General features: G+C 59.9%; 21 protein-coding genes. 9 read left to right on the top strand and 12 right to left on the bottom strand.

Annotated features, from left to right (window positions below):
* Window positions 1–7 precede the first annotated feature (7 nt).
* Window positions 8–838: a glycosyltransferase family 2 protein gene (locus ACFOOP_RS04035; RefSeq protein WP_379879580.1), complete on the top strand. Its 831-nt coding sequence runs from the start codon at window positions 8–10 to the stop codon at window positions 836–838.
* Window positions 839–844: 6 nt separating this feature from the next.
* Here ACFOOP_RS04035 and ACFOOP_RS04030 read toward each other — a convergent pair whose 3' ends face one another.
* Window positions 845–1,315, bottom strand: coding sequence for a CC0125/CC1285 family lipoprotein (locus ACFOOP_RS04030; RefSeq protein WP_379879579.1), 471 nt, complete (start codon window positions 1,313–1,315; stop codon window positions 845–847).
* A gap of 64 nt (window positions 1,316–1,379) precedes the next feature.
* Entirely contained in the window at window positions 1,380–1,832 is a 453-nt protein-coding gene (locus tag ACFOOP_RS04025) for an Lrp/AsnC family transcriptional regulator (RefSeq protein ID WP_379879578.1), read from the bottom strand.
* Between the two features lie 73 nt (window positions 1,833–1,905).
* Between ACFOOP_RS04025 and ACFOOP_RS04020 the strand changes: the two genes are divergently transcribed.
* On the top strand, window positions 1,906–2,517 hold the full coding sequence (locus ACFOOP_RS04020; protein WP_379879577.1) for a LysE family translocator: 612 nt from the start codon (window positions 1,906–1,908) through the stop codon (window positions 2,515–2,517).
* Here the strand turns inward: ACFOOP_RS04020 and ppk2 are convergent, their stop codons facing one another.
* From ppk2 to ACFOOP_RS04005, 3 genes are read right to left on the bottom strand one after another with little or no spacing between them, the layout of a single operon-like run.
* On the bottom strand, window positions 2,518–3,306 hold the full coding sequence (gene ppk2 / locus ACFOOP_RS04015; RefSeq protein ID WP_379879576.1) for a polyphosphate kinase 2: 789 nt from the start codon (window positions 3,304–3,306) through the stop codon (window positions 2,518–2,520).
* Window positions 3,307–3,310: 4 nt separating this feature from the next.
* A complete protein-coding gene (locus tag ACFOOP_RS04010) occupies window positions 3,311–4,234 on the bottom strand; it encodes an Hsp33 family molecular chaperone (protein ID WP_379879575.1) in 924 nt (307 codons plus the stop codon).
* Entirely contained in the window at window positions 4,234–5,088 is an 855-nt protein-coding gene (locus tag ACFOOP_RS04005) for an ABC transporter permease (protein WP_379879574.1), read from the bottom strand. The genes ACFOOP_RS04010 and ACFOOP_RS04005 overlap by 1 nt, the downstream gene beginning before the upstream one ends.
* 365 nt (window positions 5,089–5,453) lie before the next feature.
* On the opposite strand from ACFOOP_RS04005, the gene ACFOOP_RS04000 reads away from it, so the two are divergent.
* Complete coding sequence (locus ACFOOP_RS04000) at window positions 5,454–5,966, top strand: GcrA family cell cycle regulator (RefSeq protein WP_379879573.1); 513 nt, start codon at window positions 5,454–5,456, stop codon at window positions 5,964–5,966.
* A 59-nt stretch (window positions 5,967–6,025) separates the two neighbouring features.
* On the opposite strand, the gene phoB is transcribed toward ACFOOP_RS04000, so the two are convergent.
* The 5 genes from phoB to ACFOOP_RS03975 all read right to left on the bottom strand — a co-directional run bounded on the left by phoB (window position 6,026) and on the right by ACFOOP_RS03975 (window position 11,343).
* Entirely contained in the window at window positions 6,026–6,715 is a 690-nt protein-coding gene (gene phoB, locus ACFOOP_RS03995; protein ID WP_379879572.1) for a phosphate regulon transcriptional regulator PhoB, read from the bottom strand.
* 15 nt (window positions 6,716–6,730) lie between these two features.
* The gene (gene phoU, locus ACFOOP_RS03990) at window positions 6,731–7,462 is read right to left on the bottom strand and encodes a phosphate signaling complex protein PhoU (RefSeq protein ID WP_379879571.1); all 732 of its coding nucleotides are present in this window, start codon (window positions 7,460–7,462) and stop codon (window positions 6,731–6,733) included.
* A gap of 137 nt (window positions 7,463–7,599) precedes the next feature.
* A complete protein-coding gene (locus tag ACFOOP_RS03985; RefSeq protein WP_379879570.1) occupies window positions 7,600–8,994 on the bottom strand; it encodes an ATP-binding protein in 1,395 nt (464 codons plus the stop codon).
* A 53-nt stretch (window positions 8,995–9,047) separates the two neighbouring features.
* Window positions 9,048–10,865 (bottom strand): DUF885 domain-containing protein, encoded by a 1,818-nt coding sequence (locus ACFOOP_RS03980; RefSeq protein WP_379879569.1) that lies wholly within the window; start codon window positions 10,863–10,865, stop codon window positions 9,048–9,050.
* A gap of 34 nt (window positions 10,866–10,899) precedes the next feature.
* Window positions 10,900–11,343, bottom strand: a complete 444-nt coding sequence (locus ACFOOP_RS03975; protein ID WP_379879568.1) for a hypothetical protein — start codon at window positions 11,341–11,343, stop codon at window positions 10,900–10,902.
* 125 nt (window positions 11,344–11,468) lie between these two features.
* Here ACFOOP_RS03975 and ACFOOP_RS03970 point away from each other — a divergent pair, with 125 nt between their 5' ends.
* Window positions 11,469–12,656 (top strand): PQQ-dependent sugar dehydrogenase, encoded by a 1,188-nt coding sequence (locus ACFOOP_RS03970; protein ID WP_379879567.1) that lies wholly within the window; start codon window positions 11,469–11,471, stop codon window positions 12,654–12,656.
* A 31-nt stretch (window positions 12,657–12,687) separates the two neighbouring features.
* Here ACFOOP_RS03970 and ACFOOP_RS03965 read toward each other — a convergent pair whose 3' ends face one another.
* Window positions 12,688–13,155 (bottom strand): MmcB family DNA repair protein, encoded by a 468-nt coding sequence (locus tag ACFOOP_RS03965; protein WP_379879566.1) that lies wholly within the window; start codon window positions 13,153–13,155, stop codon window positions 12,688–12,690.
* Window positions 13,156–13,226: 71 nt separating this feature from the next.
* The gene (locus ACFOOP_RS03960) at window positions 13,227–13,547 is read right to left on the bottom strand and encodes a 2Fe-2S iron-sulfur cluster-binding protein (RefSeq protein WP_379879565.1); all 321 of its coding nucleotides are present in this window, start codon (window positions 13,545–13,547) and stop codon (window positions 13,227–13,229) included.
* Between the two features lie 107 nt (window positions 13,548–13,654).
* Between ACFOOP_RS03960 and tsaE the strand changes: the two genes are divergently transcribed.
* Genes tsaE through addA form a run of 5 tightly spaced genes read left to right on the top strand, consistent with a single transcriptional unit; the run spans window position 13,655 to window position 22,464 of the window.
* Window positions 13,655–14,113 (top strand): tRNA (adenosine(37)-N6)-threonylcarbamoyltransferase complex ATPase subunit type 1 TsaE, encoded by a 459-nt coding sequence (tsaE, locus tag ACFOOP_RS03955; protein WP_379879564.1) that lies wholly within the window; start codon window positions 13,655–13,657, stop codon window positions 14,111–14,113.
* Between the two features lie 41 nt (window positions 14,114–14,154).
* Window positions 14,155–15,222 carry an aminoglycoside phosphotransferase family protein gene (locus ACFOOP_RS03950; protein ID WP_379879563.1) on the top strand — a complete coding sequence of 356 codons (1,068 nt, stop codon included), beginning with the start codon at window positions 14,155–14,157 and terminating at the stop codon, window positions 15,220–15,222.
* A complete protein-coding gene (locus ACFOOP_RS03945; RefSeq protein WP_379879562.1) occupies window positions 15,222–15,953 on the top strand; it encodes a nucleotidyltransferase family protein in 732 nt (243 codons plus the stop codon). Before ACFOOP_RS03950 ends, ACFOOP_RS03945 begins: the two co-directional genes overlap by 1 nt.
* On the top strand, window positions 15,953–18,982 hold the full coding sequence (gene addB, locus ACFOOP_RS03940; RefSeq protein WP_379879561.1) for a double-strand break repair protein AddB: 3,030 nt from the start codon (window positions 15,953–15,955) through the stop codon (window positions 18,980–18,982). The genes ACFOOP_RS03945 and addB overlap by 1 nt, the downstream gene beginning before the upstream one ends.
* The gene (addA, locus tag ACFOOP_RS03935; protein ID WP_379879560.1) at window positions 18,979–22,464 is read left to right on the top strand and encodes a double-strand break repair helicase AddA; all 3,486 of its coding nucleotides are present in this window, start codon (window positions 18,979–18,981) and stop codon (window positions 22,462–22,464) included. The genes addB and addA overlap by 4 nt, the downstream gene beginning before the upstream one ends.
* Window positions 22,465–22,476 lie beyond the last annotated feature (12 nt).

Below are 22,476 nucleotides of genomic sequence, written 5' to 3'. Positions count from 1 at the left end.
AGTTCCCGTGCGCCGCGTTTTCTTTTATGTCTCACAGATGCAAACCGAATCGCGCCCGCCTGTTTCCGCCTATATCCGCACGCTTAACGAAGCGCGGATGATCGCCGATGTGGTGTGTGCGGCGTTGCAGGTCGCTGATGAAGTGGTCATCGTCGATTCCGGCTCAACGGATGGCACGCAGGAAATTGCGCGCAAAGCCGGCGCACGCATCATCGAGCGCGAATGGCTCGGCAATGGTTTTCAGAAACGTCTGGCGGAAGATGCCTGCCAGCATGACTGGGTCCTCGATCTCGATGCGGATGAAATTGTCAGTCCTGAACTGGCTGCGGAAATTGCCCTGCTTTTTCGTGGCGGCGAACCGGCCTACAAAGTTTACCGCACCATGCTGGCGCTTGTGCCGCCTGTGGGCGCGCCATGGCGTGAGTTCGGTCTTCAAGTCCGGCATAAGCTCTATGACCGGCGGGCGGTGCGCGCGCCGGCGCACAAGGCGTGGGATCAGTTCGAGATTCCTGACGGCGTCACAGCAGGGCGGCTAAACGAGCCCCTGTTGCATCACGCCTTTACCGGCGCTGCGCAGTTCATGGATAAACTCAACCGTAATTCAACGGTGCGCGCAGAGGCCCTGCCTCTGAAGTCGAAACCTTATCTGGCGGCGCGGATTATTCTGGGGTTTCCGTTTTATTTCGCGAAGAAATATTTCCTGCAGCAATATTTCCGCGGCGGCGTTTACGGCTTTTCGCTCGCCTCCATGTCGGCCTATGGCCGCTGGCTGCGCGATGTCAAAATGTGGGAGCGCGCAAAGCAGGGCTTGCGCGCTCCGGAAGAAAAAAGAGATTAGCGTTACCTAGTAGCGGCTGCCGCGCGTATATTCGAGGACGCGTCGTGCTTCATAAACGCTGGCGCTGCGCGGCGGCGGGTTATTGCCCATCACGACTTCGATCACGACAAGGGCGTCATCGTCATAGCGCGAGTCATAGCGCGGACGGTCGTTGTAATTGTCATTATACGCGCGGTATGGCTCGTAACGTCTGAAGTCATCGTCGCGGAATGTGCTGTTGCGGCTGATGATCTGAAACCAGTCATAGCGCTGATCAAGCGTCAATTCAGCGGCGCGGCGCAGCGCCCAGTCCTGCGCGAGCTGCAGGTCGCCATTTTCAATTCTGTATTGAACCCGGTAGCGATTATCATCGATCCGCGCGTCAGCATAACCATCGTCATATTGCGAGGTTGACGCTTGATAGACGGGGCCATAGCCGCCAGTTGCGCAACCGGCCATCGCAAGCGCAGCAAGCCCTGCAAAAGCATATTGTTTCATCACACCCTCCTGTTTGAGACGTGATAGAAACAGTTACTGTGGTTAATGGTTCCGGCGGGCGCTGTTATGCGCGCTCATCCTTGGGCGAAGACATGACGATATAGGAGGTGATGGCCGTAACACTTGGCGTCTGGCCGAGGACCTCCGTGTGGAAATGTTTATAAGCGTCGAGGTCTTCCGCCTCGATGCGGAGGATATATTCGACGGTCCCGGTGACATTATGGCATTCGCGCACTTCCCTCGCTGTCGAAATAGCGCGCTCAAAATCGCTCTGCGCGCGCTTGCAGTGCTCGGACAGGCCGACCGCCACATAGGCGGTGAAGCCTCCGCCCATGACCTTGCGGTCAAGGATTGCGCGATAGCCCTTGATGACGCCTGTGCGCTCTAGCTCCTGAACGCGCCGCAGGCAGGCGGATGGCGAAAGCCCCGCCCGAGCGGCCAGATCCGTATTGGAGATCCGGCCATCGCGCGCGAGTTCGCGCAATATTTTCTCGTTTATAGCGTCAATTTTCATCATTAAATGCAAAAATTGTATCATCTCAGCAAATTTTGCAAGCTAATTTACTTAATTTCGCCGTATCCTTGCGCGCATGTCCCTGGAGCTCCTCGCCGCCCTCACCGCCTTCGCCTTTATCGCCTCCGTCACGCCGGGGCCCAACAATCTCATGCTGATGGCGTCGGGCGCGAATTTCGGCGTCTTGCGGACGCTGCCGCATATGCTTGGCGTCGGCCTTGGTTTCATGGCGATGATCGTGTTGGTGGGGCTGGGGCTTGCCCGGTTGCTGGAGGCTTTTCCGGTTTTGTATTTGGTGTTGAAAACCGCAAGCGTTCTCTATCTTCTCTATCTCGCCTGGAAGATCGCCCATGCTGCGCCGCTGGCGAGCGATGCGCCGGCAGCCAAAGGCAAGCCTTTCACCTTCCTGCAGGCGGCGGCGTTTCAGTGGGTCAACCCGAAAGCCTGGGCCATGGCGCTGACGGCGCTCGGCGCTTATGCGCAGGCTTCGAACCCGGTCGTCAGTGTCCTGATTGTAGCGCTTGTTTTCGGCGCTGTGAATCTGCCGAGCATCAGTCTCTGGACATTCGCCGGGGCGCAAATGCGGCGTTTCCTGTCAAGTCCTGCGCGGCTGCGTGCGTTTAATATCACCGCAGCCTTGTTGCTTGCGGCGACTGTTGTTCCAATCATGATGGGGTATAGCGCTTAGCTATTTCGAATAGTAATCCGTAACGAGATTAAGCTCTTCCAGCGCCGGCTCATCATAATCACTGTCCTCGATATTGGGGCGCGGCGGCAGTTTTATCGGCTTGAAAGCATCTTCGTTGAATTCGTAAGGCACGCGTTCAAGGATGGCGTGAATGATGTTGAGCCGCGCCTTTTCCTTGTCATCGCCGTCGACCACCAGCCAGGGAGCGCCATTGGCGCCTGTGAGGGCGAACATCTTGTCGCGATAGCGCGTGAAGTCGATCCACAGATCGCGCGCCCTCAAGTCGATGGGAGAGAGTTTCCAGCGTTTTCTCGGATCGTTCGCGCGGTCCTGAAAACGCTGTTCCTGTTCTTCGGCGGAAACGTGAATCCAGAACTTGATCAGGATCATTCCGCTGTCAATCAGCATTTTTTCAAATTGCGGAACCTCGCGCAGGAAAGTTTCGTGTTCTTCCTGCGTGCAAAACCCCATGACCGGCTCAACGACAGCGCGGTTGTACCATGACCGGTCGAAGAGAACGATTTCGCCGCCTGCCGGGAGGTGCGCGGTGTAACGCTCGAAATACCATTGGGTGCGTTCGCGGTCGGAGGGTTTGGGCAGGGCGACAATGCGCCAGATCCGTGCATTCATCCGGCGCAAAATGGTTTTGATGGCGCCGCCTTTGCCCGCCGCGTCGCGGCCTTCAAAGATGATCGCCACCTTCATGTTTTTGCGGGCGACGGTTTCCTGTAGTTTCGCCAGTTCAAGCTCAAGCTCTTCCAGCTCTTCTTCAAAGTGTTTTTTCTTCATGGGTTTACTCCCCGGTTAGCGGCGCGCCCTCAGGTGAGAAACGATAATCCTTGCGGCAGAATTCGCAGGTGACGGTGATCGCGCCGTCCTCAACCATATCGCGCAGACCGTCTTCGCTATATCGCGATAGCACCGCTGAAATTTTTTCATCATTGCAGGAACAGGCGGCGCGCAAGGGCGACGCGTCAAACACCCTGACTCCGTCTTCATGGAAGAGACGATAGAGAAGGGTTTCTGCGCTGATCAGGGGGTCGAGAAGCTCGTCCGGCTGCACCGTTTCGATAAAGGCCTGCGCGCGCTCCCAGGTCTCGCGATCCTCGCCCGCCAGGGCTGACACGACGCCGCGCTCCCCGCCCTCCTGGGGGACGAATTGCGCCATCAGTCCGCCAGCCCGCCAATGTTCGCCCTTACCGGGAATATGGATGCGGCCGACGCTGAGCTTGACGATGGTGGGGATCTGCTCCGATTGCGCGAAATAAGCGGCCGCGACTTCGGCGAGACTTTCGCCTTCCAACGGGGTCACGCCCTGATAGCGGTCCATATCCGGTCCCTGATCGATGGTCATGACGATGGAGCCGTCGCCCAATAGCGGGCGCGCCCCGCGCGGCAGGTTTTCCGCAGAGGTCTTTGCCGTCGCACGTAAATTTCCGCCGGCGGTGTAGTCGGCGACGATCAGCGAAACAGGCCCGTTCCCCTGCGCCTGAAAAATCAGCTTGCCGTCGAATTTCAGGGAGGCGCCCATCATGGCGACCAGCGAGACCGCTTCGCCCAACAATTCAGACAGTGGCTCGGGAAATCCGTGAGCGGACAATATATCGTCGATGGCGCCGGCGAGCCTGACAACGCGGCCGCGGACCGCCGTATCGGCGACCTGAAAGGGAAGAACAACATCATCCATGGCGGTAAATTCTCTTGCAGGCTCGGCCATCAGTCCTTGATCTTGTAGCCGGACCGAAGGAGGAGATAACACGCAAAGGCAAAGGCGAAAGCGAGTCCGCTCGTGACGGCGACACTGACGCCGACAGGCGCTTCTGCGACGCCGGTGAAGCCCGAACGGAAACCGTCAATCAGATAGTAAACCGGATTATAGTGACTGATGGTGCGGAATGGCTCAGGCAGATTTGCAACGGAATAAAATGTTCCCGACAGAAAGGTCAAAGGCGTGATGACGAAATTGGTGACGGCCGCCATCTGATCGAACTTGTCGGCCCAGATGCCGCCAATGGCGCCGACGGCGCCGAAAATGATCCCCGCCACGACGGCGTAATAAAGGATCGCCCAAAGGCTTTCGATATGCATCGGCGATCCGTAAACCGCCATGTAGCCTGCGCAGGTCGCCGCCGTCACGGCGCCCACCAGCAGGCCCCGCGTCGCCGCGCCGGCGATAAAGGCGATGGCGAGTTCCGCCGCCGACAAAGGCGGCATCAGCACATCGACGATTGAGCCCTGCACTTTAGAAATCATGATCGACGATCCCGAATTGGTGAAGGCGTTCGTCAGTACAGCCATCATGGTGAGCCCAGGCGCCAGAAACTCAACGAAGGGAACGCCATTGACGTCGGGACGGATGCCGCCAAAGGCTTGGGTGAAAACGATCAGAAACAGAAGCGTCGAAATCACCGGCGCAATGATGGTCTGGAACACAACTTTCAGGAAGCGCCGGACCTCCTTGACGTAGAGGGTCCAGAGACCGAGCCAGTTCACCGCGCCGAAACGGCGGGCGCCAAAGGCGTAAGCGGGGTTCTGGGTTTTCTGGTCGGCGGTGTTGTCTGTCAGGGTCATGAGCATTTCTTTTTGCGTTGCAACGATGTCTCGCCCCGTGGGGCGCTCTGCGTCAAGTCTCGCGTCTCAGCGCCTCCTCGAAAGCGCGCAGATGTGATGGGTGCCCGCTCGCAGAAGCGGCTTGCCAGAAGTTGAAGCGGCCCTGAACCGGATTGGCTTTCCTGTTGGGTTGAACAGGCGCTCCGTGAGCATGACAGAACATCAACATGTGGTGGGCAAAAATATGTGGGGGCGCCATGTTGTGTTTCCGGTTCTATAGGATACTATATTTTGGAGCGCAGGGAGCGGCGCAATTTCAAACCACCAGATATAGATTTCGGGCGCAGCAAAGCGCCATCCGGGAAAAAGAGCAAGGAGACAGGCGCATGGCTTGGACGGATGAGCGGGTAGAGCTTTTGAAAACCCTTTGGGCCGAGGGGCTGTCAGCGGCCCAGATTGCAAACAAGATGGGCGGCGTGACCCGCAATGCGGTGATCGGCAAGGTCCATCGCCTCGGCCTTTCGGGCCGCGCGACCCCGGCGAAACCTCAGCGCGGCTGCGGACCGACCTTGGCGCGCCGCGAGGAAACGGCGCCGGTGGCGGCCAAACCGCAGCAGCGCCAGGAAATGAAGCCGGTGATCCCGGAACCGGAGTCGATTACCGCGCTGGTGCTCGATAGCGGCGACCTGACCACGGTTGCGACCATCAAAAACAACATGTGCAAATGGCCCATTGGCGATCCGGCGCGCGATGATTTCCATTTCTGCGGCCAGCCTGCGGGAACGGGAAAGTCTTACTGCACCTACCATGCGCGCATGGCCTTCCAGCCGCCGCAACGCCGTGAGCCTGTGCGGCGTCCGGCTGCAGCGCAGATCGCGCAGAGACGCGCTGCGGGTTAAGCGCTCAATATTCTGGATGAAAAAAAACCCGCCTGAAAAGGCGGGTTTTTTTATTCGCTCTATTTTACGTCCAGAGCGTAACCGGCGGAACGCACCGTGCGGATCGCCTCGCCCTGTTTATGGGTGTTCAGCGCCTTTCTGAGGCGGCCGATATGAACATCAACGGTTCTGACTTCCACAAACACGTCAGAGCCCCAGACCGCGTTCAATAATTGCTCTCGGGAAAAGACGCGCCCCGGATGCTGCATCAAATGGTCCAGGAGGCGGAATTCCGTGGGCCCCAGATGGATCTCCTTGCCGTCGCGCATCACCTTATGGGAGACGCGATCCACAGAGATGTCCCCGACTTCAACAATGTCGTCAGCGAGACCCGGACGGATGCGGCGGAGAATGGCTTTGACCCGCGCGATCAGCTCCGCCGTTGAAAAAGGCTTGGTGAGATAATCGTCGGCGCCGGTTTCAAGGCCGCGAATGCGGTCCGCTTCTTCGGAGCGGGCCGTCAGCATGATGATGGGAATATTGCGGGTTTCCGGTTTCGATCGAATGCGGCGGCAGACTTCGATGCCGGAAACCTTGGGCAGCATCCAGTCGAGAATGACGATGTCCGGGCCGAATTCCTCGACCTTCAGCAATCCATCTTCTCCGTCCGCGGCGACCGCGACTTCGAATTTTTCCTTGGCGAGATTGTATTCGAGGATGGTCGACAGCGCGTCTTCATCCTCAATGATGAGAACCTTGGTCTCAGGCATGATCCTCGCGTCCCATTAGCTGGCGGCTGTTCCGGACTGCTTAGGGGGCGCAACCACGATTGTCGAGGTATTGTCGCCCTTCGGACGACGCTCCAGCATGCGCGAGCCCGTCAGCAGGAAATGCAGGGCTTCGGCGATGTTGGTGGCGTGGTCGCCCACGCGTTCGAAATTCTTGGCCGTGAAAACGAGATGAGTGCAAGCGTTCACGAGAGCCGGCTCGCGCATCATGGCGACGAGAATTTCCTCAAAGACGGAATTGTAAAGCTCGTCGAGTTCATCGTCGCCGCCCCAGACGGCTTTTGCGGCAGTGAGGTTGCGGCTCGAATAGGCGTTGAGAATGTCCGAAAGCTGACGAAGGCTCGCTCGTCCCATGCGCGCCACCCCGGAGGTCGGGCGCGCCGGCGCTTCCAGGCTGACGACCAGGGTGCGCTTGGCGACATTCTTGGCGAGATCGCCCACGCGCTCGAGCTCGCCGGCGAGTTTGGAAATGGTCATCACCTCGCGCAGGGCCTCTTCCGGCAAGGGGCCGCTCAAGAGAAGGTCCATGACTTTCGCCTCCACGGCGTGATCCATGGCGTCGATGCGTTCATCGCCGTCGATAATCTTCCGGGCGGCTTCGAGATCGCGGCGCTCAAACGCTGAAACCGCGCCAGCCAGCTGGCTTTCAACTTGAGCGGCCATGCGGGATAGCGACGTCTCAAGGTCGAGACGAGCCTGATAGGAGGATTGCGGTGCGTGAGCGGCCATGGGCGTCTGATTTTTTCCGAAGGTATAAAGGAGGGCTTACATGCCCATTATTTATGACAAATTCTTGTCAGGCGCAAAGGAAAGGCGCATTTTTTGCGCCGTTCAGTGAGAAATTGCTGTGAGGCCCGGTCCGCGTGTCAGTCCGCGTGCTGGAAATAGCAGGTAAAGGCGGCGCCGCCGGCGAGCCGGCTCTCGATCTGAAAGCCGCCTTTGTGGCGGTTCATGATGTGCTTGACGATGGCGAGACCGAGGCCGGTGCCGCCGCTTTTGCGGCTGCGCTCAATATTGACCCGGTAAAACCGTTCGGTGAGGCGCGGCAGGTCGGCCCGTTCAATGCCAGGGCCGAAATCGCGGACTTGAACATAGACAAGATCGTCAACGCCGACGCCGAGACGCGCGGCCACCTGTTCGGCGCTGTCGCCGGCGCGATGGGCGGGCGGGCCGTCGCTGAACGGCGTCGGGGAGGCGCCGCGTCCGACACGCAGTTTCACCATCGCTGGATCGCCGCCATATTTTACGGCGTTGTCGATGAGGTTTTGAATCGCCTGAAAGATCTCGTCGTGATCTGCACGAATATTCGTAGACTGATCATTATCCTTGATGAAGTCGACAATGGCGCCGCCGGACTGGAGCAAGGGCGCAAGGCTATCGATGACGTCATTGGCGATGTCGGCGAGATCAACGCGCGCTCGCGGGGGGACATGTTCATTGAGTTCGATCCGCGATAATGACATGAGATCGGCGACAAGCCGCTGCATGCGCTCGGCTTGTGATTGCATCGTCGACAGGAATTTTTCCTGCGCTTCCGGATCGTCCTTGGCGTGCCCCCGCAAGGTTTCGATAAAGCCGAGCACAGAGGCGAGCGGCGTTCTCAGTTCATGGCTGGCGCTGGCGATAAAGTCCGCGCGCATCTGTTCCACGCGACGCTCGCTGGTGAGGTCGCGAATGAAAACAAGTGTGCGCGGATGCGGCTGTAAGTCGGCGTCGCCGGTGTCAATGGGCGTGATCGAAGCCCGGCAGGTGCGCTCGACGCCGCCAATTGTTGTGAACTCGACGCTTTGGGATTCATGCGAGGAGAGGACGGCTTCCGCCGCTTCAAACACTTCGGGCGCGCGCAGAACGGAAGCGAAATGCCGGCCCGCGGCTTCTTTCATGCCCACAAGCTCCAGCGCTGCGGGATTAGCGTGTTCGACTATGCCGTCCGCATCAAGAACGAATATCGGCTCAGGCAGGGCGCGGGCCACCCCTTGCACAATGCGCAACCGTGCGAGCTCCGCCTGTTGCGCCTCCATCTGCGTGTCGACGATGCGCTGCACCGGCGCCGCCCAGACGCGGCCGGATGAAAAGCGGTAGCGAACGGCGAGCGCCGCCATAAAAGCGGCCCAGACAATCAGCACGATTTGCCAGTCTGCATAGCCTGAAATCAGCAGTCCGGCGCAGACGCCCGCACTAATGCCAGCCGCCCATGCGAAATCTCGCGCGCGCACACGCGCGGCGGTATTGCGGATCATGGCTGCCAAGTCGTCCTGCATTGCCGCTCCTTAGCCTTTCAGCGAAGCAGCGGCAATGGGCCTTTGGCCAGACATCAGTTTTGCTGCTCGTCGATCCAGGCGTCGATATTGTCTTCGAGCACCGACAGGGGAACCGCGCCGCTGGCGAGCAGCGCGTCGTTAAACTTGCGCAGGTCAAACTCGCGGCCGAGTGCGTCTGACGCGCGTTTGCGCAATTCCTGCATTTTCAACTCGCCCATTTTATAGGCGAGCGCCTGGCCCGGATTGGTGATGTAACGGTTCACTTCCGCTTCGATATTGTGAAGCGACAGGGCCGTGTTGTCGGCCATATAGTCGATCGCCTGTTGTTTCGACCAGCCTTGCGCGTGAAGTCCGGTGTCGACGACGAGACGGCAGGCGCGCCACATTTCGTAAGACAGGCGTCCGAAGTCGGAATAGGGATCTTCATAGAATCCCGCATCGCGTCCAAGGCTTTCGGCGTAAAGGCCCCAGCCTTCGACAAACGCAGTGAAGAAGCCATATTTGCGGAAGTCGGGAATTTCCGTTTCCTGCGCCAGCGCGATTTGCAAATGATGGCCTGGCACCGCTTCATGCAGCGTCAGCGCTTCGATTTCATAAAGCGGACGTGTTTCGAGTTTGGATGTGTTGACGCGATATACCCCCGGACGGCTGCCGTCGCCGGCTGCGGGTTCGTAATAGGCGGTGGTCGTGCCTTCGGCGATTTCTTCCGGAATGGGCTTCAACGTGTAAGGCATGCGCGGCAGGCGTGTGAACAATTGCGTCAAAGCGCCGTCGGCTTTCTTGGCGACCAGTGCGTTCACCGCCATCAGTTCTTCCGGCGTTTTGGCGTAGAATTGCGGATCGGTGCGCAAGAATTCCTGAAACGCTTTGAAGTCGCCTTCAAATCCTGTCGTTTCAATCACCTTTTCCATTTCGGCGCGTATGCGCGCAACTTCGGACAAGCCGATTTTATGTATTTCAGCCGGCGTTTTGTCGGTGGTCGTATAAACCTGAGCGCGATGAGTGTAATAGGCGAGGCCGTCCGGCAGAGCGCTGGCGCCGACTTCTTGTTTGCACGCTGGCGCATATTCCGTCGCGTAGAAATCGGCGAAGGCCGTGAGGGCTGGAATAACCTTATCGTCGATGGCGTCGGCGGCGTCGGCTTTCAATTGGCGCCAGTTGCGTTTTGAAATCGTCGCTAGCGGCTTTTCAAACGGTTTCATCAAAACGCTGTCATTCGCGTCATCGATGACATGATATCGGATGGTTTCTTCAACGCCGTCCATGGCGGCGCAGGGGCGCGTCCAGCCGGCTTGCGCGCCAGCACGCAAGGTTTCGGTTGCGGCTTTCAGGAAAGTCGGCGCGGCTTCGAGGCGCGCCACATAGCTTTCATAATCGGCGAGGGTGAAAAACGGCAATTGACTGGGGAGATCGGTAATCTCGTTCTGGGGGCCGTAACGATTGCTCATCAGGAAATATTTGCCGCCGAACTGCGCCCCGTCGAGATCGTTTTTAAGGTCGAGCAAGAGCAGTTTGTAATTGATGGCGTCATCTGCGGATAAATTTTCAGTGTCCAATGCTTCGAGGCGCGCAATGAAGGCAGCAGTTTTTGTTTCGCGCCGCGCTTCGCCCTCAAGCGAGGGATCGCCAAGCTGGTCGTCATAATCGCGCACGCCAAGCGTGGTCGCAAAGGTCGGATTTTCCGACAGCGTCCAGGCCCAGTGATCGTCCATGATCTGATCGAGCGTGTCGGGCGGCGCTGTTTCGTCCTGCATGTTTTCTTCAGTCGCGAGTATGGCTGGCGCCAGCTCTTCTTGCACTTCCTCCTGTGCTGAGGCTGCGGAAAAGAAGAATGCGCCGGCGATGAGGCTGCGCAGGAATACCGATTTCATGAAGGCGACTCCAAAAAAGAAAACAAGGAAAGGGTTAGCGTGGGCGCATGAAGGCGAAGACGGCGCCGCCAAGGAAGCCGGCGAGAGTCTGCAAGGCGAGACCGGTTGCGTCGCGCGCACCGCCGATGACGCCGGCGCCGCCGCCAAGTTGCTGTTCGATCAGATACAGCATGAGCAGGATCGCCGCGCCGCCCGCTGCCGGATAGGCGATTGGCGCCAGCGGTTTCAGAACCCGCTTCACAAAAAAAGCGACGACGAATGCAATCATGAGCGCTATCGCGATCATGGCGGCCAATTGCCAAAGGCCGGTGAGATTGTCGACGAAAGTGTTGATCTGTTGCTGGCCTGAATAGACCGCGCCAACGGCCTGCATCTTCGCGATCACCTGCTGCGTGTAAAACGCGACGGACAGGAGATAGGCCGCAATGACAGAAAGCAGATAGGCGATTGCTGTTTTTATGGCGTTTCCGGCGTTCATCAGGCCCCTCACATGCCGCGGCGCAGTAAAATGGCGGCAATTGCTTCGTTCTTCATATTGACGGCGATAGCTGGCGCCGCCTACCCATGGCGGCGAAGTTTTATCCCAAATGAAAGGGCCCGGCCATGGCGATGACAACCCGTTTTTTCATGATGACCTGCTGTGCAGCGCTGGCGGCGGCGTGTTCCGGCGGTGGCGAGGCGTCGGCGCCAAAAGGCGGCGGTGATGAAAGTCTGCAGGAGACCCTGGCCGATCCGGCGCAGGAGGGCGAGGTTGCGCTCAATGTCGAGGTTCTGGCGGACGGGCTCGCTTTTCCCTGGTCCATCGCGTTTCTGCCGGGCGGAGATATTCTTTTCAGCGAGCGGGACGGGCGGCTTCGCGTCATTCGTGATGGCGAACTGGTGGCCGAGCCGGTCGCCGGCGTGCCGGAAGTGCTCGTCTTCAATCAGGGCGGCCTTTTTGACATCCTCCTCCATCCCGATTTTGAGGAAAATGGCGTACTTTACATCAGCTACGCCCATGGCACGGAGAAAGCCAATGCGACGCGGATTGCGCGCGCGGTTTTTGACGGGTCTTCGCTGTCCGATCTCGAAGTCCTGTACGACGCCAAGCCGTTGAAAGATACCGGGCACCATTATGGCGCCCGCATGGTGTGGGGCGGCGATGGCAAGCTTTATGCGAGCATCGGCGAAGGATCGAAATACAAGGAAAAGGCGCAGGACATGACGTCGAGCTTCGGCTCGATCATCCGCCTCAATGAGGACGGCTCTATTCCTGACGATAACCCGACCTTCGGCGACGGCGAACGGCCGGAGCTTTTCACCAAGGGCCATCGCAACCCCCAAGGCCTCGCCTATGACGCGGAGCGCGGCATTCTCTGGGAAAATGAGCACGGGCCTCGCGGCGGCGATGAAATCAACATTATCGAGCGCGGCAATAATTATGGCTGGCCGCTGGCGACCTATGGCATCGATTATAATGGCGCCAAGATTTCTCCGTTTACGGAATATGAAGGCACCACCCAGCCGGTGAAATACTGGACGCCATCCATCGGCGTTTCCGGGCTTGCTGTCTATCGCGGCGATCTCTTCGAGGGATGGGACGGTGATTTGCTGGCGGGCGGCCTGTCCGGCGCCGCGCTGCATCATATCATCATGGATGGCGACAAGCCTGCCGGTGAAGAGCGATATCTCCTGGATCGCGGCGAGCGTGTGCGCGATGTTCGCGTCGGGCCGGATGGCGCGATTTATGTTGCGACGGAAATCTATCAGGATAATACAGGCGGAAAAATCCTGCGCCTCACGCCTCAATAGGCTTTGCAATAAATCCGCTTACGGACTGAATTTACGAATCAATGGCGACGGCGAAACTTCTCGCCGCCGCCTGACGGGCGAAGCGTAAGGTGACCGCCTTGCGTCGCGCCGCGTTAAGCGGCCGGTCTTCGGCCGTGCGCGCAATGGCGCCGCCATATTCATCAGCGATGATAAGGCCCTCATCGCCGGGCAGAAGATCGCGGGGAAAGTCCGTGTCCACGGCGAAATAAAACTGGTCGCAATAATCGCGATAGTCAGGCCACTTCTGATCGACCTCGAAATCGGCGCGGCAGGATTTGACCTCGGCGATGATCAGCCGGCCCTTACGGTCTATGCCGGCGACATCTGCGCGCCGGCCATTGGCGAGACGAAATTCGCAAAGCGGCGCGAGGCCAAGATCGAGAAACAGGCGTGTCACGCCACGGGTCAGGGCGAGAGTGCGGTCAGGGCGGCAAGGGTCGGCGTCAGCCGCTTCCGGGAGCAATAAGGTGTTCTGCATTTGTTCATTGAAACCCGCGAGGCTGCACGACGTCAAGAACAAAGAGGTTAATCAGGTGAGCGGGTCGCGGCTTAGCCCTGGAATTCGGGCAGGCGCACGACGAGGCCATCAAGCGCATCGCTGACCGTGATCTGGCAGGACAGGCGTGAATTCGCCTTCGGCTCATAAGCGAAGTCGAGCATGGATTCCTCCATGGATTCCGCTTTGCCGGTTTTTTCAGCCCAGGCCTCGTCCACATAGACATGGCAGGTGGCGCAGGCGCAGGCCCCGCCGCAGTCGGCGTCGATGCCCGGCACCATGTTCTTGACAGCCGCTTCCATCACCGACACGCCTGTTTCGGCGTCGACGACATGTTCGGTTCCGTTATTTTCGATAAAAGTGATTTTGGGCATGAGACTCGGCTAGCGACTGAAATGGAAAACGAAGCCGTGGATGTAAGGGATCAGGGCGAGAGGGCAAGCTTTTTTTGGGCGAGTTTCGCGAGCGGAAAGGCCGTTGCATGCTCTTGAGGGCGTTGGACTTGGCGGATGAGCAGGCGACGGGGGCGTTGGGCGCGGCCCTGGCGCCGGTTTTACGCGGCGGCGACATCCTCCGGCTGGAGGGCGATCTGGGGGCTGGAAAATCCACCCTGGCGCGGGGGCTGATCGCCGCGCTCACCGGCGTTCCGGACGCGCCAAGCCCCACTTTCACCCTTGTTGAGACCTATGACGGGCCTGACTTCGCCTTATGGCACTTTGATCTTTACCGCCTCGAAGCGCCGGAGGATGTATGGGAGCTTGGCCTTGAAGAGGCGCTAGACGGAGGGCTCACGCTGATCGAATGGCCCGAGCGCATAGAGGGCCTCCTGCCGGATGGCGCCTTGACCGTGCGGCTTGAGGTCGCCGGCGCGGCGCGCGTCGCCCGGCTCGAAGGCGATGCGCCGTGGAAGCCCCGGCTCAGTGCGGCGGGAATCGCGTAAAACGCCAGTGGTAAACAGTGAACAGAAGCGAGTGACGAATTGTGAATAACCGGGATGAAGCGCGGCTCAAATTTCTGGACGCCGCCGGCTGGGGTGCGGCGGAGGCGGCGGCGCTTGCCGGCGACGCCTCGACGCGCAGTTATCAGCGCTTGCAACTGGATGGAAAACCAGCCGTGCTGATGATTGCGCCGCCAGGCGCCGAGACGCCCGCTTCTCCTCCCGATGCGGATGAGGCCTCACGGCGCGCCCTTGGCTACAACGCCATGGCGCGGCTCGCCGGACCCAACCTCAATGCGTTCACCTCCCTGTCCACAGCCTTGCGGGCGGCAGGGCTTTCCGCGCCGGAAGTTTACGCGGCGGATGCTGTCGCCGGCTTTGCTCTGCTCGAAGATCTTGGCGACGATCTTTTTGCGCGGGTTGTCGGGAAGGTCGATGAAGAAACACTTTATCGCGCGGCGATTGATGCGCTGGCGCGGCTCCATGGCAGCGGCGCGAAGCCGCCGCGGGACGACGCCTATACAATGCTGGACTATGATGCGCTGGCGCTCGAAACTGAGGCGGCGTTGCTGATTGAGTGGTATTGGCCGTTGAAAAAGGGTGCGTCCGCCAGCGATGATCTGATGGCGGAATATTTAGCTCTCTGGTGCGATGTCGTCAGCGGACTTTCGGCCCCGCATGTCTATGTGCTGCGCGATTATCATGCGGAAAACCTCTTATGGTTGCCGGAACGGGACGGTGTCGAAAAGGCGGGCGTTATTGATTTTCAGGACGCGCTGTTCGGTCACGCCGCCTATGATCTCGTCTCCCTGTTGGAGGACGCGCGCCGCGATGTTGATCCGGCGCTCGCCGAAAAAATGATCGCCTATTATAGGAGCCTGGGCGGGCCGCAATTCGACTCTGACGGGTTCAGGCGCGATTACGCGATCCTGGCGGCGCAAAGAAACGCCAAAATTCTCGGCATCTTCGCGCGTCTCGCCAAGCGCGATAACAAGCCGCGCTATCTTGACCTGTTGCCCCGGGTCGAGGCTCACTTCCGGCGCGATCTGTCGCGAAGCGAAATTGCGCCGCTGCGCGCCTTCTTCGCCCAGCATTTGCCGGAGCTTGTGTAATGGGCATACCGCACACCGCCATGGTGCTTGCCGCGGGGCTCGGCACACGCATGCGGCCCCTGACGGATGACACGCCGAAGCCGCTGATCCCCGTCGCCGGAAAGGCGTTGATGGATTATGCGCTGGACCGTTTCGCCGATGCGGGCGTTACGCGTGCAGTCGTCAATGTGCATTATCTCGCAGATCAGGTGGAGACCCATGTGGCGGCGCGTCCGGCGCCGGAGATCATTATTTCCGATGAGCGCGGTCTGTTGCTGGAGACCGGCGGAGGCCTCAAAAAAGCGCGGGCGCGGCTTGGCGACGATCCTGTCTTTTGCACGAACACTGATGCGATCATGATTGATGGCGATGGGCCGGAAGCCTGTGCAGCGCTTTCAGAAGCTTGGAAAAGCGCAGAAATGGACGCCCTTTTACTGCTTGTGCCGATTGCACGAACCAGCGGCTATGACGGGCGCGGCGATTTCAATCGCTCCGCTAACGGACGAATTGCGCTGCGCGCGGGCGATGCGGCGCCTTATGTTTTTACAGGGCTTCAGATTTTGTCGCCGTCGCTGATCGATGAAGGGCCGGACGGGGCGTTTTCAACGCGCATGCTCTGGGACAAGGCGGCGGCGCGCGGGCGCCTTCATGGCGTCGTTTATGGCGGTGACTGGTTGCATGTGGGAGATCCGCAAGGCCTTCAAGACGCTGAGGCGCGACTTTCCCAATCGGCGCCAGACGGGCGCCAGTGATGGCGCTTATCTTTAAAGCGCCCGGCCCGCGATACTTCTCCATCGCCTCGGGGCGTCCGTTTTTGAGCGATCTCGCAAGCGGGCTCGCGAGGGCGATCCACGAGGCGGGGTTCGATCTTCCCGACGCGACCATCTATCTGCCGACCCGGCGCGCCGCGCGCGCCCTCGCCGAAGCGTTTCTGGGGACGGCTTCCGGGGCCGCGACCTTGACGCCGCATATCAAGGCGCTGAGCGATATCGACGAAGATGAATTCGCGCTCGACGAACCTGAGACCGGCGCAGGATTTGAGGATGAGCTGGCGCTCGCGCCGGCGGTTCCGTCTGCAGAGCGGCGGCTGGTCCTGGCGCGCTGGATTGCGGAGCGGGACAAGACCTGGTTCGATGGTCAACGGCGCTGGGCGGGCGCCATCTCGGCGGCGGATGAGCTCGGCCGTCTGCTAGATTCTCTTTATACGGAAGAAATACCGGCGGAGCGTCTTGAAAAGATTGTACCCGAGGATCTTGCGGTCCATTGGGGCCAATCGCTGGAATTTCTGAAAATCGTCACGGAGGCCTGGCCCGACCATCTCGCCGCGCAAGACCTTCTCGACCCTGCGGCGCGGCGCATCGCTCTCATTGAGTTGCAGACAAAACGCTGGGAAGAGACGCCGCCGCAAAAGCCGGTGATCATCGCCGGCACGACCGGTTCCACGCCGGCGGTGGCGCGGATGATGAAACTGACAGCGTCTTTCCCTTATGGATGTGTTGTGTTGCCGGGGCTTGATCTCGCCGCCAGCCCTCATGTCTGGGCGGCGGTGGATGAGCCGCACCCGCAAAGCGGGTTGAAGGCGCTATTGGATTCCCTTGATATCGCCCGCGAAGATGTGCGGCCATGGCCGGTTGAGAGGCGCGCGGAAAATCGCCGCGCTGCGTTGATCACCGTCGCCTTACGCCCCGCTGACGCTTCCGATGACTGGCGCGACTGGGCCGAAGCCGCGAAAGCCTCGCGTGATGATGTCGCCAGCGCGCTTGACGGCCTCACGCTTGTGGAAGCGAAGGACGAGGAGCGGGAGGCGGCTGCAATCGCGTTGAAATTCCGCGAAGTGATCGAGACGCCGGGACGAACGGCGATGCTGGTGACGCCGGATCGCGATCTCGCCCGGCGCGTCGCCATGAAAATGCGCCGCTGGGGCGTTGTTGTCGATGACTCTGCGGGCGCGCCCTTCGCCAATACGCCTTGCGGCATCTATCTCCGGCTTGTTGCGCGCTGGCTCACCGACCCGGCTGATCCAGTGCGCCTGATGGCGATGATGGATCACGGGCTGTTTTCGGGCGGCGCCAGCGCGGCCGATTGCACTAAAGCCATCCGCCGTATGGATAAGGGATTGCGCGGGTTGAAGCCGGGCGCCGGGCTATGCGGCGTTCGCCGCAAGCTTGAAAACAGCGGTGCGGTAAATGAAGGCGTAGAGCGGCTGCTGATGTCGCTGGAGGCGGCGTACGCCTTGTGGCCGGGCGCAGATGCTGCGTTTTCGGAACGGTTTGAAGCTCATCTTGCGGCGGCGGAAAGCTTGGCCGCGAGCGATGTGGAAACCGGCGCTGATCGGCTCTGGAGCGGTGAAGACGGCGATACTGGTGCGGCGCTGCTCAACAACCTCCGCCCGGGTCTTGCGCTCATAGTTCATGATGAAGCGGCGGAATATGCTGATATTTTCGCGCGGCTCATCTCCGGCGGGACGGTGCGCCGCCGTGCGCCAGCTCATCCGCGGCTGTCGATACTCGGGCCTCTCGAAGCGCGGTTACAGTCGGCTGATCTCGTTATTTTAGGGGGCTTGAACGAAGGCGTGTGGCCGCGTGACGCGGCGATTGATCCGTTCCTGTCGCGGCCTATGCGCAAGGATCTGGGCCTGCCGTCGCCGGAGCGGCGCATCGGCCTTGCCGCTCATGATTTTGCACAACTTGCGGCCGCGCCTGAAGTGGTGCTGACGCGATCATCGCGATCTGCGGGAAAGCCCACAAAGCCCTCACGCTGGATTGTCCGTCTCAAGAACATTCTGAAAGGAGCCGAACTTCTGGAGCTTGTCGAAGAGAGCGCGGAGGCGGAGGCGCTCGCAGCGCTGCTGGACAAACCGCGCGCAGTTGTGGCGGCGCCCGCGCCTCGGCCGACGCCGCCAGTCGAAGCGCGCCCGCCATCTCTTTCAGTCACGCAGATCGGCACGCTTCTACGCGATCCATACGCCATCTATGCAACGAAAATTCTCGGTCTCAGAAAGCTCAACCCTTTGGGAGAGGCGTTCGATCAGCGTTATCTGGGCATTCTCTTTCACAAAGTGATGGAAGACTATGTCGCGGAGCCGCAGCTTGCGTCGGAGGCGGAGCGACTAGCGCGGCTTACCGAGCTATATGAAAACCACGCGGCCGATCACGGCCTTGACGCCGCGCATGAGCAATTCTGGCGCGCGCGCGTAAGTGATGCGTTCCGGTTCCTGGCTGACTGGGAAAATGCACGCCGCAATATTGGCGAGCCTGTGGTCATTGAAGGCGAAGGCGCTGCAACGCTCGATATCGATGGGGAAAGCTTCACCCTCACCGCACGGGCGGACCGTATCGACAGGCTCGCTGACGGCGCCGCTTTTATCATTGATTACAAAACCGGCGCGCCGCCAAGCCTTGACCAGGTGAAGACCAATTTCAGCCCGCAACTGCCGCTGACGGGATTGATCGTCGAGGCGGGCGGGTTCGCGGATCTTGGCGCCGCGCCGGTCGCCGGGTTTGAATATGTGCGCGTTATTTCCCGCAAGCCGGACGAAAAATTCGCCGGCGCCGAAGGCGATGACGCAACAGAATTTATCGAGGATGCGCGGGACGGGCTAAGAGAAATCCTGCGGCATTTCGCTGACGCGGGTCAGGCTTATCTTTCTCAGCCGCGTCCGCAATTCATGAATGAGTTTGGCGATTATGATCATCTCGCACGCCGCAAGGAGCGCAATGCGCAAGGCGCCGATGGGGGTGCCGAAGACGGGGCCGGTGATTTTGGCGGAGGCGGCGAGTGACCCCGCTTCAGGAAACCACCAATAATCAGCGTCATGCGGCTGACCCGGCGCGTTCGGTCTTTGTGATGGCCAATGCGGGGTCGGGCAAGACGCGGGTGCTTACCAATCGCGTGGCGCGGCTTCTGCTCGATGGCGCGCCGCCGCAGAAAATTCTCTGCATCACCTTCACCAAGGCGGCGGCGGCGGAAATGGCCGAACGGTTGTTCTCCGTGCTTGGCGAATGGGCGCTCGCCAGCGATGAAAAATTGCTGGAGGAGCTATCTGAGCTGGAAGGCGCTGATACGACGCCAAAATCGGCGGACGATCTGGCGCAGGCGCGGCGGCTTTTCGCGCGCGCGCTCGAAACACCGGGCGGCCTTAAGATCCAGACGATTCATTCCTTTTGTGAAAGCGTCCTCCGGCGTTTTCCAATCGAGGCTGGCGCCCCGCCGGGCTTCACCGTGGTTGAAGACGCACAAGCGGCGGCGCTGATGAACGCTGCACTTGATGCGGTCGCCCTCAGCGCCAGTGAAGACGCCGCCCTGGCGTCGGCGTTCGACCGGCTTTCGCGCAAACGCATTGAAGGCGATCTGCGCCAGTTGTTGATTGCCGCTGCGTCAGGCGGTGGTGTTGCCGATATCGACGCTGCGGCGGCGGCGCTTGCAAACAAGCTTGCCATCAATCCGGATGAAACAGCGGATACGATCAAGCGTGATTTCCTGAAAGAAATCTCTGTTGACGAGTTGCGCCGCGCTCATAACGGTCTCGCTGCGGAAGGCAAGCAGCCCCAGGCGGCGGCGCAACGGTTATCCGCTTATTTTACTGCGCAGAGCGATGAAGAGCGTTGGGACGCACTCACAAGAACTTTTCTTGTCGCCAATCAATCCAAGACCGTAGACAAAATCGCGTCGAAAGCGACCGACAAACATGATCCGTGGGTCGGGCCTTATGTGAACACGCTGAAAGAGCTTGTTTTCTCGGAATTACAGGCGATCCGGGCGCATACGCTGTATGACGACACGCTCGCCTTCTGGCGGCTGACGGCGGCGCTGGCGACAGCATACGCCGAGGCGAAGGCGGCGCGGGCGATGCTCGATTTCAACGATCTGATTGCGCGCGCCGAAGCCTTGTTTCAGCGCCATGAAGCCGCCTGGATCATGTACAAGCTCGACTACGGCATCGATCACATTCTGATTGACGAAGCGCAGGACACCTCGCCCGGGCAATGGGCGGTGGTTGAAAATCTGTTTGCGGATTATTTCTCGGGCCTTGGAGCGCGCGAAATTTCACGCAGTTTCTTCGCCGTGGGCGATATGAAACAGTCGATCTATTCCTTTCAGGGCGCTGATGTAGGGCTTTTTAAAGCCAAGGAATTCGATCTTGGTGAGAAACTCAGCGCTATCACGGAATACAGAAATATACCGCTCACCATGTCTTTCCGAACGACAGAGCCTGTGCTCTCTTTCGTGGATGCGGCGTTCAACGACCCAGCGGCGGCGGAAGGCCTTGGCGAATTTCCGATCCCCGCGCACGGCGTCTGCCGCGAGGGCGCGGCGGGGCTAGTGGAAATCTGGCCGCTGACGCCGCGCCCGGAAAAGCCGGAAATCAATCCCTGGGATGCGCCGGTGGACGCGACGGAGGCGAGCCATCCGGTGCGCGTTTTGTGTGACCGCGTAGCGGCACAAATCAAGGGCTGGTTGGAGTCAGGGGAGCCGTTAGAGTCGCGCGGCCGGGCAATCCGGGCCGGTGATATTATGATCCTGGTGCAAAGCCGGGGGGCGCTTTTTCGTGAGATTATCCAGCGCCTTTCCACGGCGGGCGTGCCTGTCGCCGGCCCTGACCGGTTGAAGCTCGCCGACGATCCGGCGGTGGAAGACCTTCTTTCCTATGCTCGGTTTGCGCTGACGCAAAGCGATGATCTTTCACTTGCGGAGATATTGAAAAGCCCGCTTTTCGGTTTTGACGATGACGATGATTTGTTCCCGCTCGCCTATGGGCGGGGGAAGAGCGTGACTCTCTGGCGATCACTACGGGCGCGCGCCGGCGAAAATGAAAAATGGAAAGCCGCCGCTGAAGAAATCATGGCGGCGCGCGTGCTGGCGCGTGCGCAAGGGCCCTATTCGTTTTTCTCTCATGTGCTGGAGACAGGTTCCATTGCCGGCCGCCAGCGGTTTTTTGAACGGCTCGGCGAAGCGTCTTCAGACGCCATGGATGAGCTGCTGCGACAGGCGCTTGATTTCGAAAATGGCAATCCGCGTAGTCTTCGCGAATTTGTCGCCTGGTTTGACGGCGCGTCGGGCGACATCAAGCGTGAGATGGAGCGGGAGAACCAATCGGTCCGCGTCATGACTGTCCACGGCGCCAAGGGGCTGGAAGCCGATATTGTTTTTCTTCTCGATGCGCATCGCGAAGCGAATATAAGGAATATCGGCCCGCTTCTTGTTCCGCCGTCAGACGCCGGGCTGCCGAATGGCGCACCGTTGCTGGCCTGGTCCAAAGCTGAGGATGCGCCGTTGAGCGCTGAGGCGCGGGAGGAAAAAACCCGCCTCGCCTATGAGGAATATCGCCGTCTGTTTTATGTGGCGGCGACGCGCGCGCGCGACCGGCTTTTCATTTGCGGCATCGAGCAGGGCAACCGCAAAAACCCGCAAGATAAAGAGACAGGCCTTAAATCCTGGCATTCGCTGGCCCATGACGGATTTGCGCGCCTGCTGGAACGGGTTGAAACAGGAGAGACGCCGTTTTGGGAAGGCGGCGATGCGCCCTTGCTACGCCTTTCCTGTCAGCAAACGGCGGCAGTGAAAAACGATGACCCCCCCGGCGCCAAAGCGAGTGTTGAAACGCCGCCTTGGCTGAAACAAAAAGCGCCCGAAGAGCCGGCGCCATTGCGGCTGACGCCGTCGAAGCTAGACGGTGAGGAAGAGCGCGCTTCTGCGCCGTTGGTAGGTGACGGCGCCGCCTATTCCCCTGTGGCGGGCGGCGATAAATATTTCCGTGGACGGACATTGCACAGGCTGCTTGAGCTTCTGCCCGAGGTCGCTGCCGAAAAGCGCCGCGGCGCCGCGGACCGGCTGCTTGAGCGATTGGCGCCGGATATTGATGATGGCGAACGCGCGCGCTGGCGCGATGAAGTTTTGCATGTCCTTGATGACCCGCAATTCGCGCAAGTGTTTGCGCCGGGCTCCATAGCGGAAACGCCGATTGTCGGGCGGCCCAAGGGGCTGCCGGATAGCGCAAGGCTGAACGGCCAGATTGACCGGCTGGCGGTGTCGCAAACTCGCGTCCTTGTGGTCGATTACAAGACCAACCGGCCGCCGCCAAAACGGGTCGAGGATGCGGACCCGGCCTATGTGGCGCAGCTCGCCGCTTACCGCGCGCTTTTACAGGAAATCTATCCAGACCATGAGATCGTCTGCGCGCTGTTATGGACCTTTGACGCCCGGTTGATGGCGGTCCCTTCCGAAATGCTTGATCACGCTTTCGCGCGCCTGAGACTGACCTGAAACTGACGGGTT

This window comes from Hyphococcus aureus, assembly GCF_042643165.1.
GTDB lineage: Bacteria > Pseudomonadota > Alphaproteobacteria > Caulobacterales > Parvularculaceae > Hyphococcus > Hyphococcus aureus.
The sequence above is the reverse complement of the archived record's forward strand: the minus strand, read 5'-3'. Positions and strand labels throughout refer to the sequence as shown.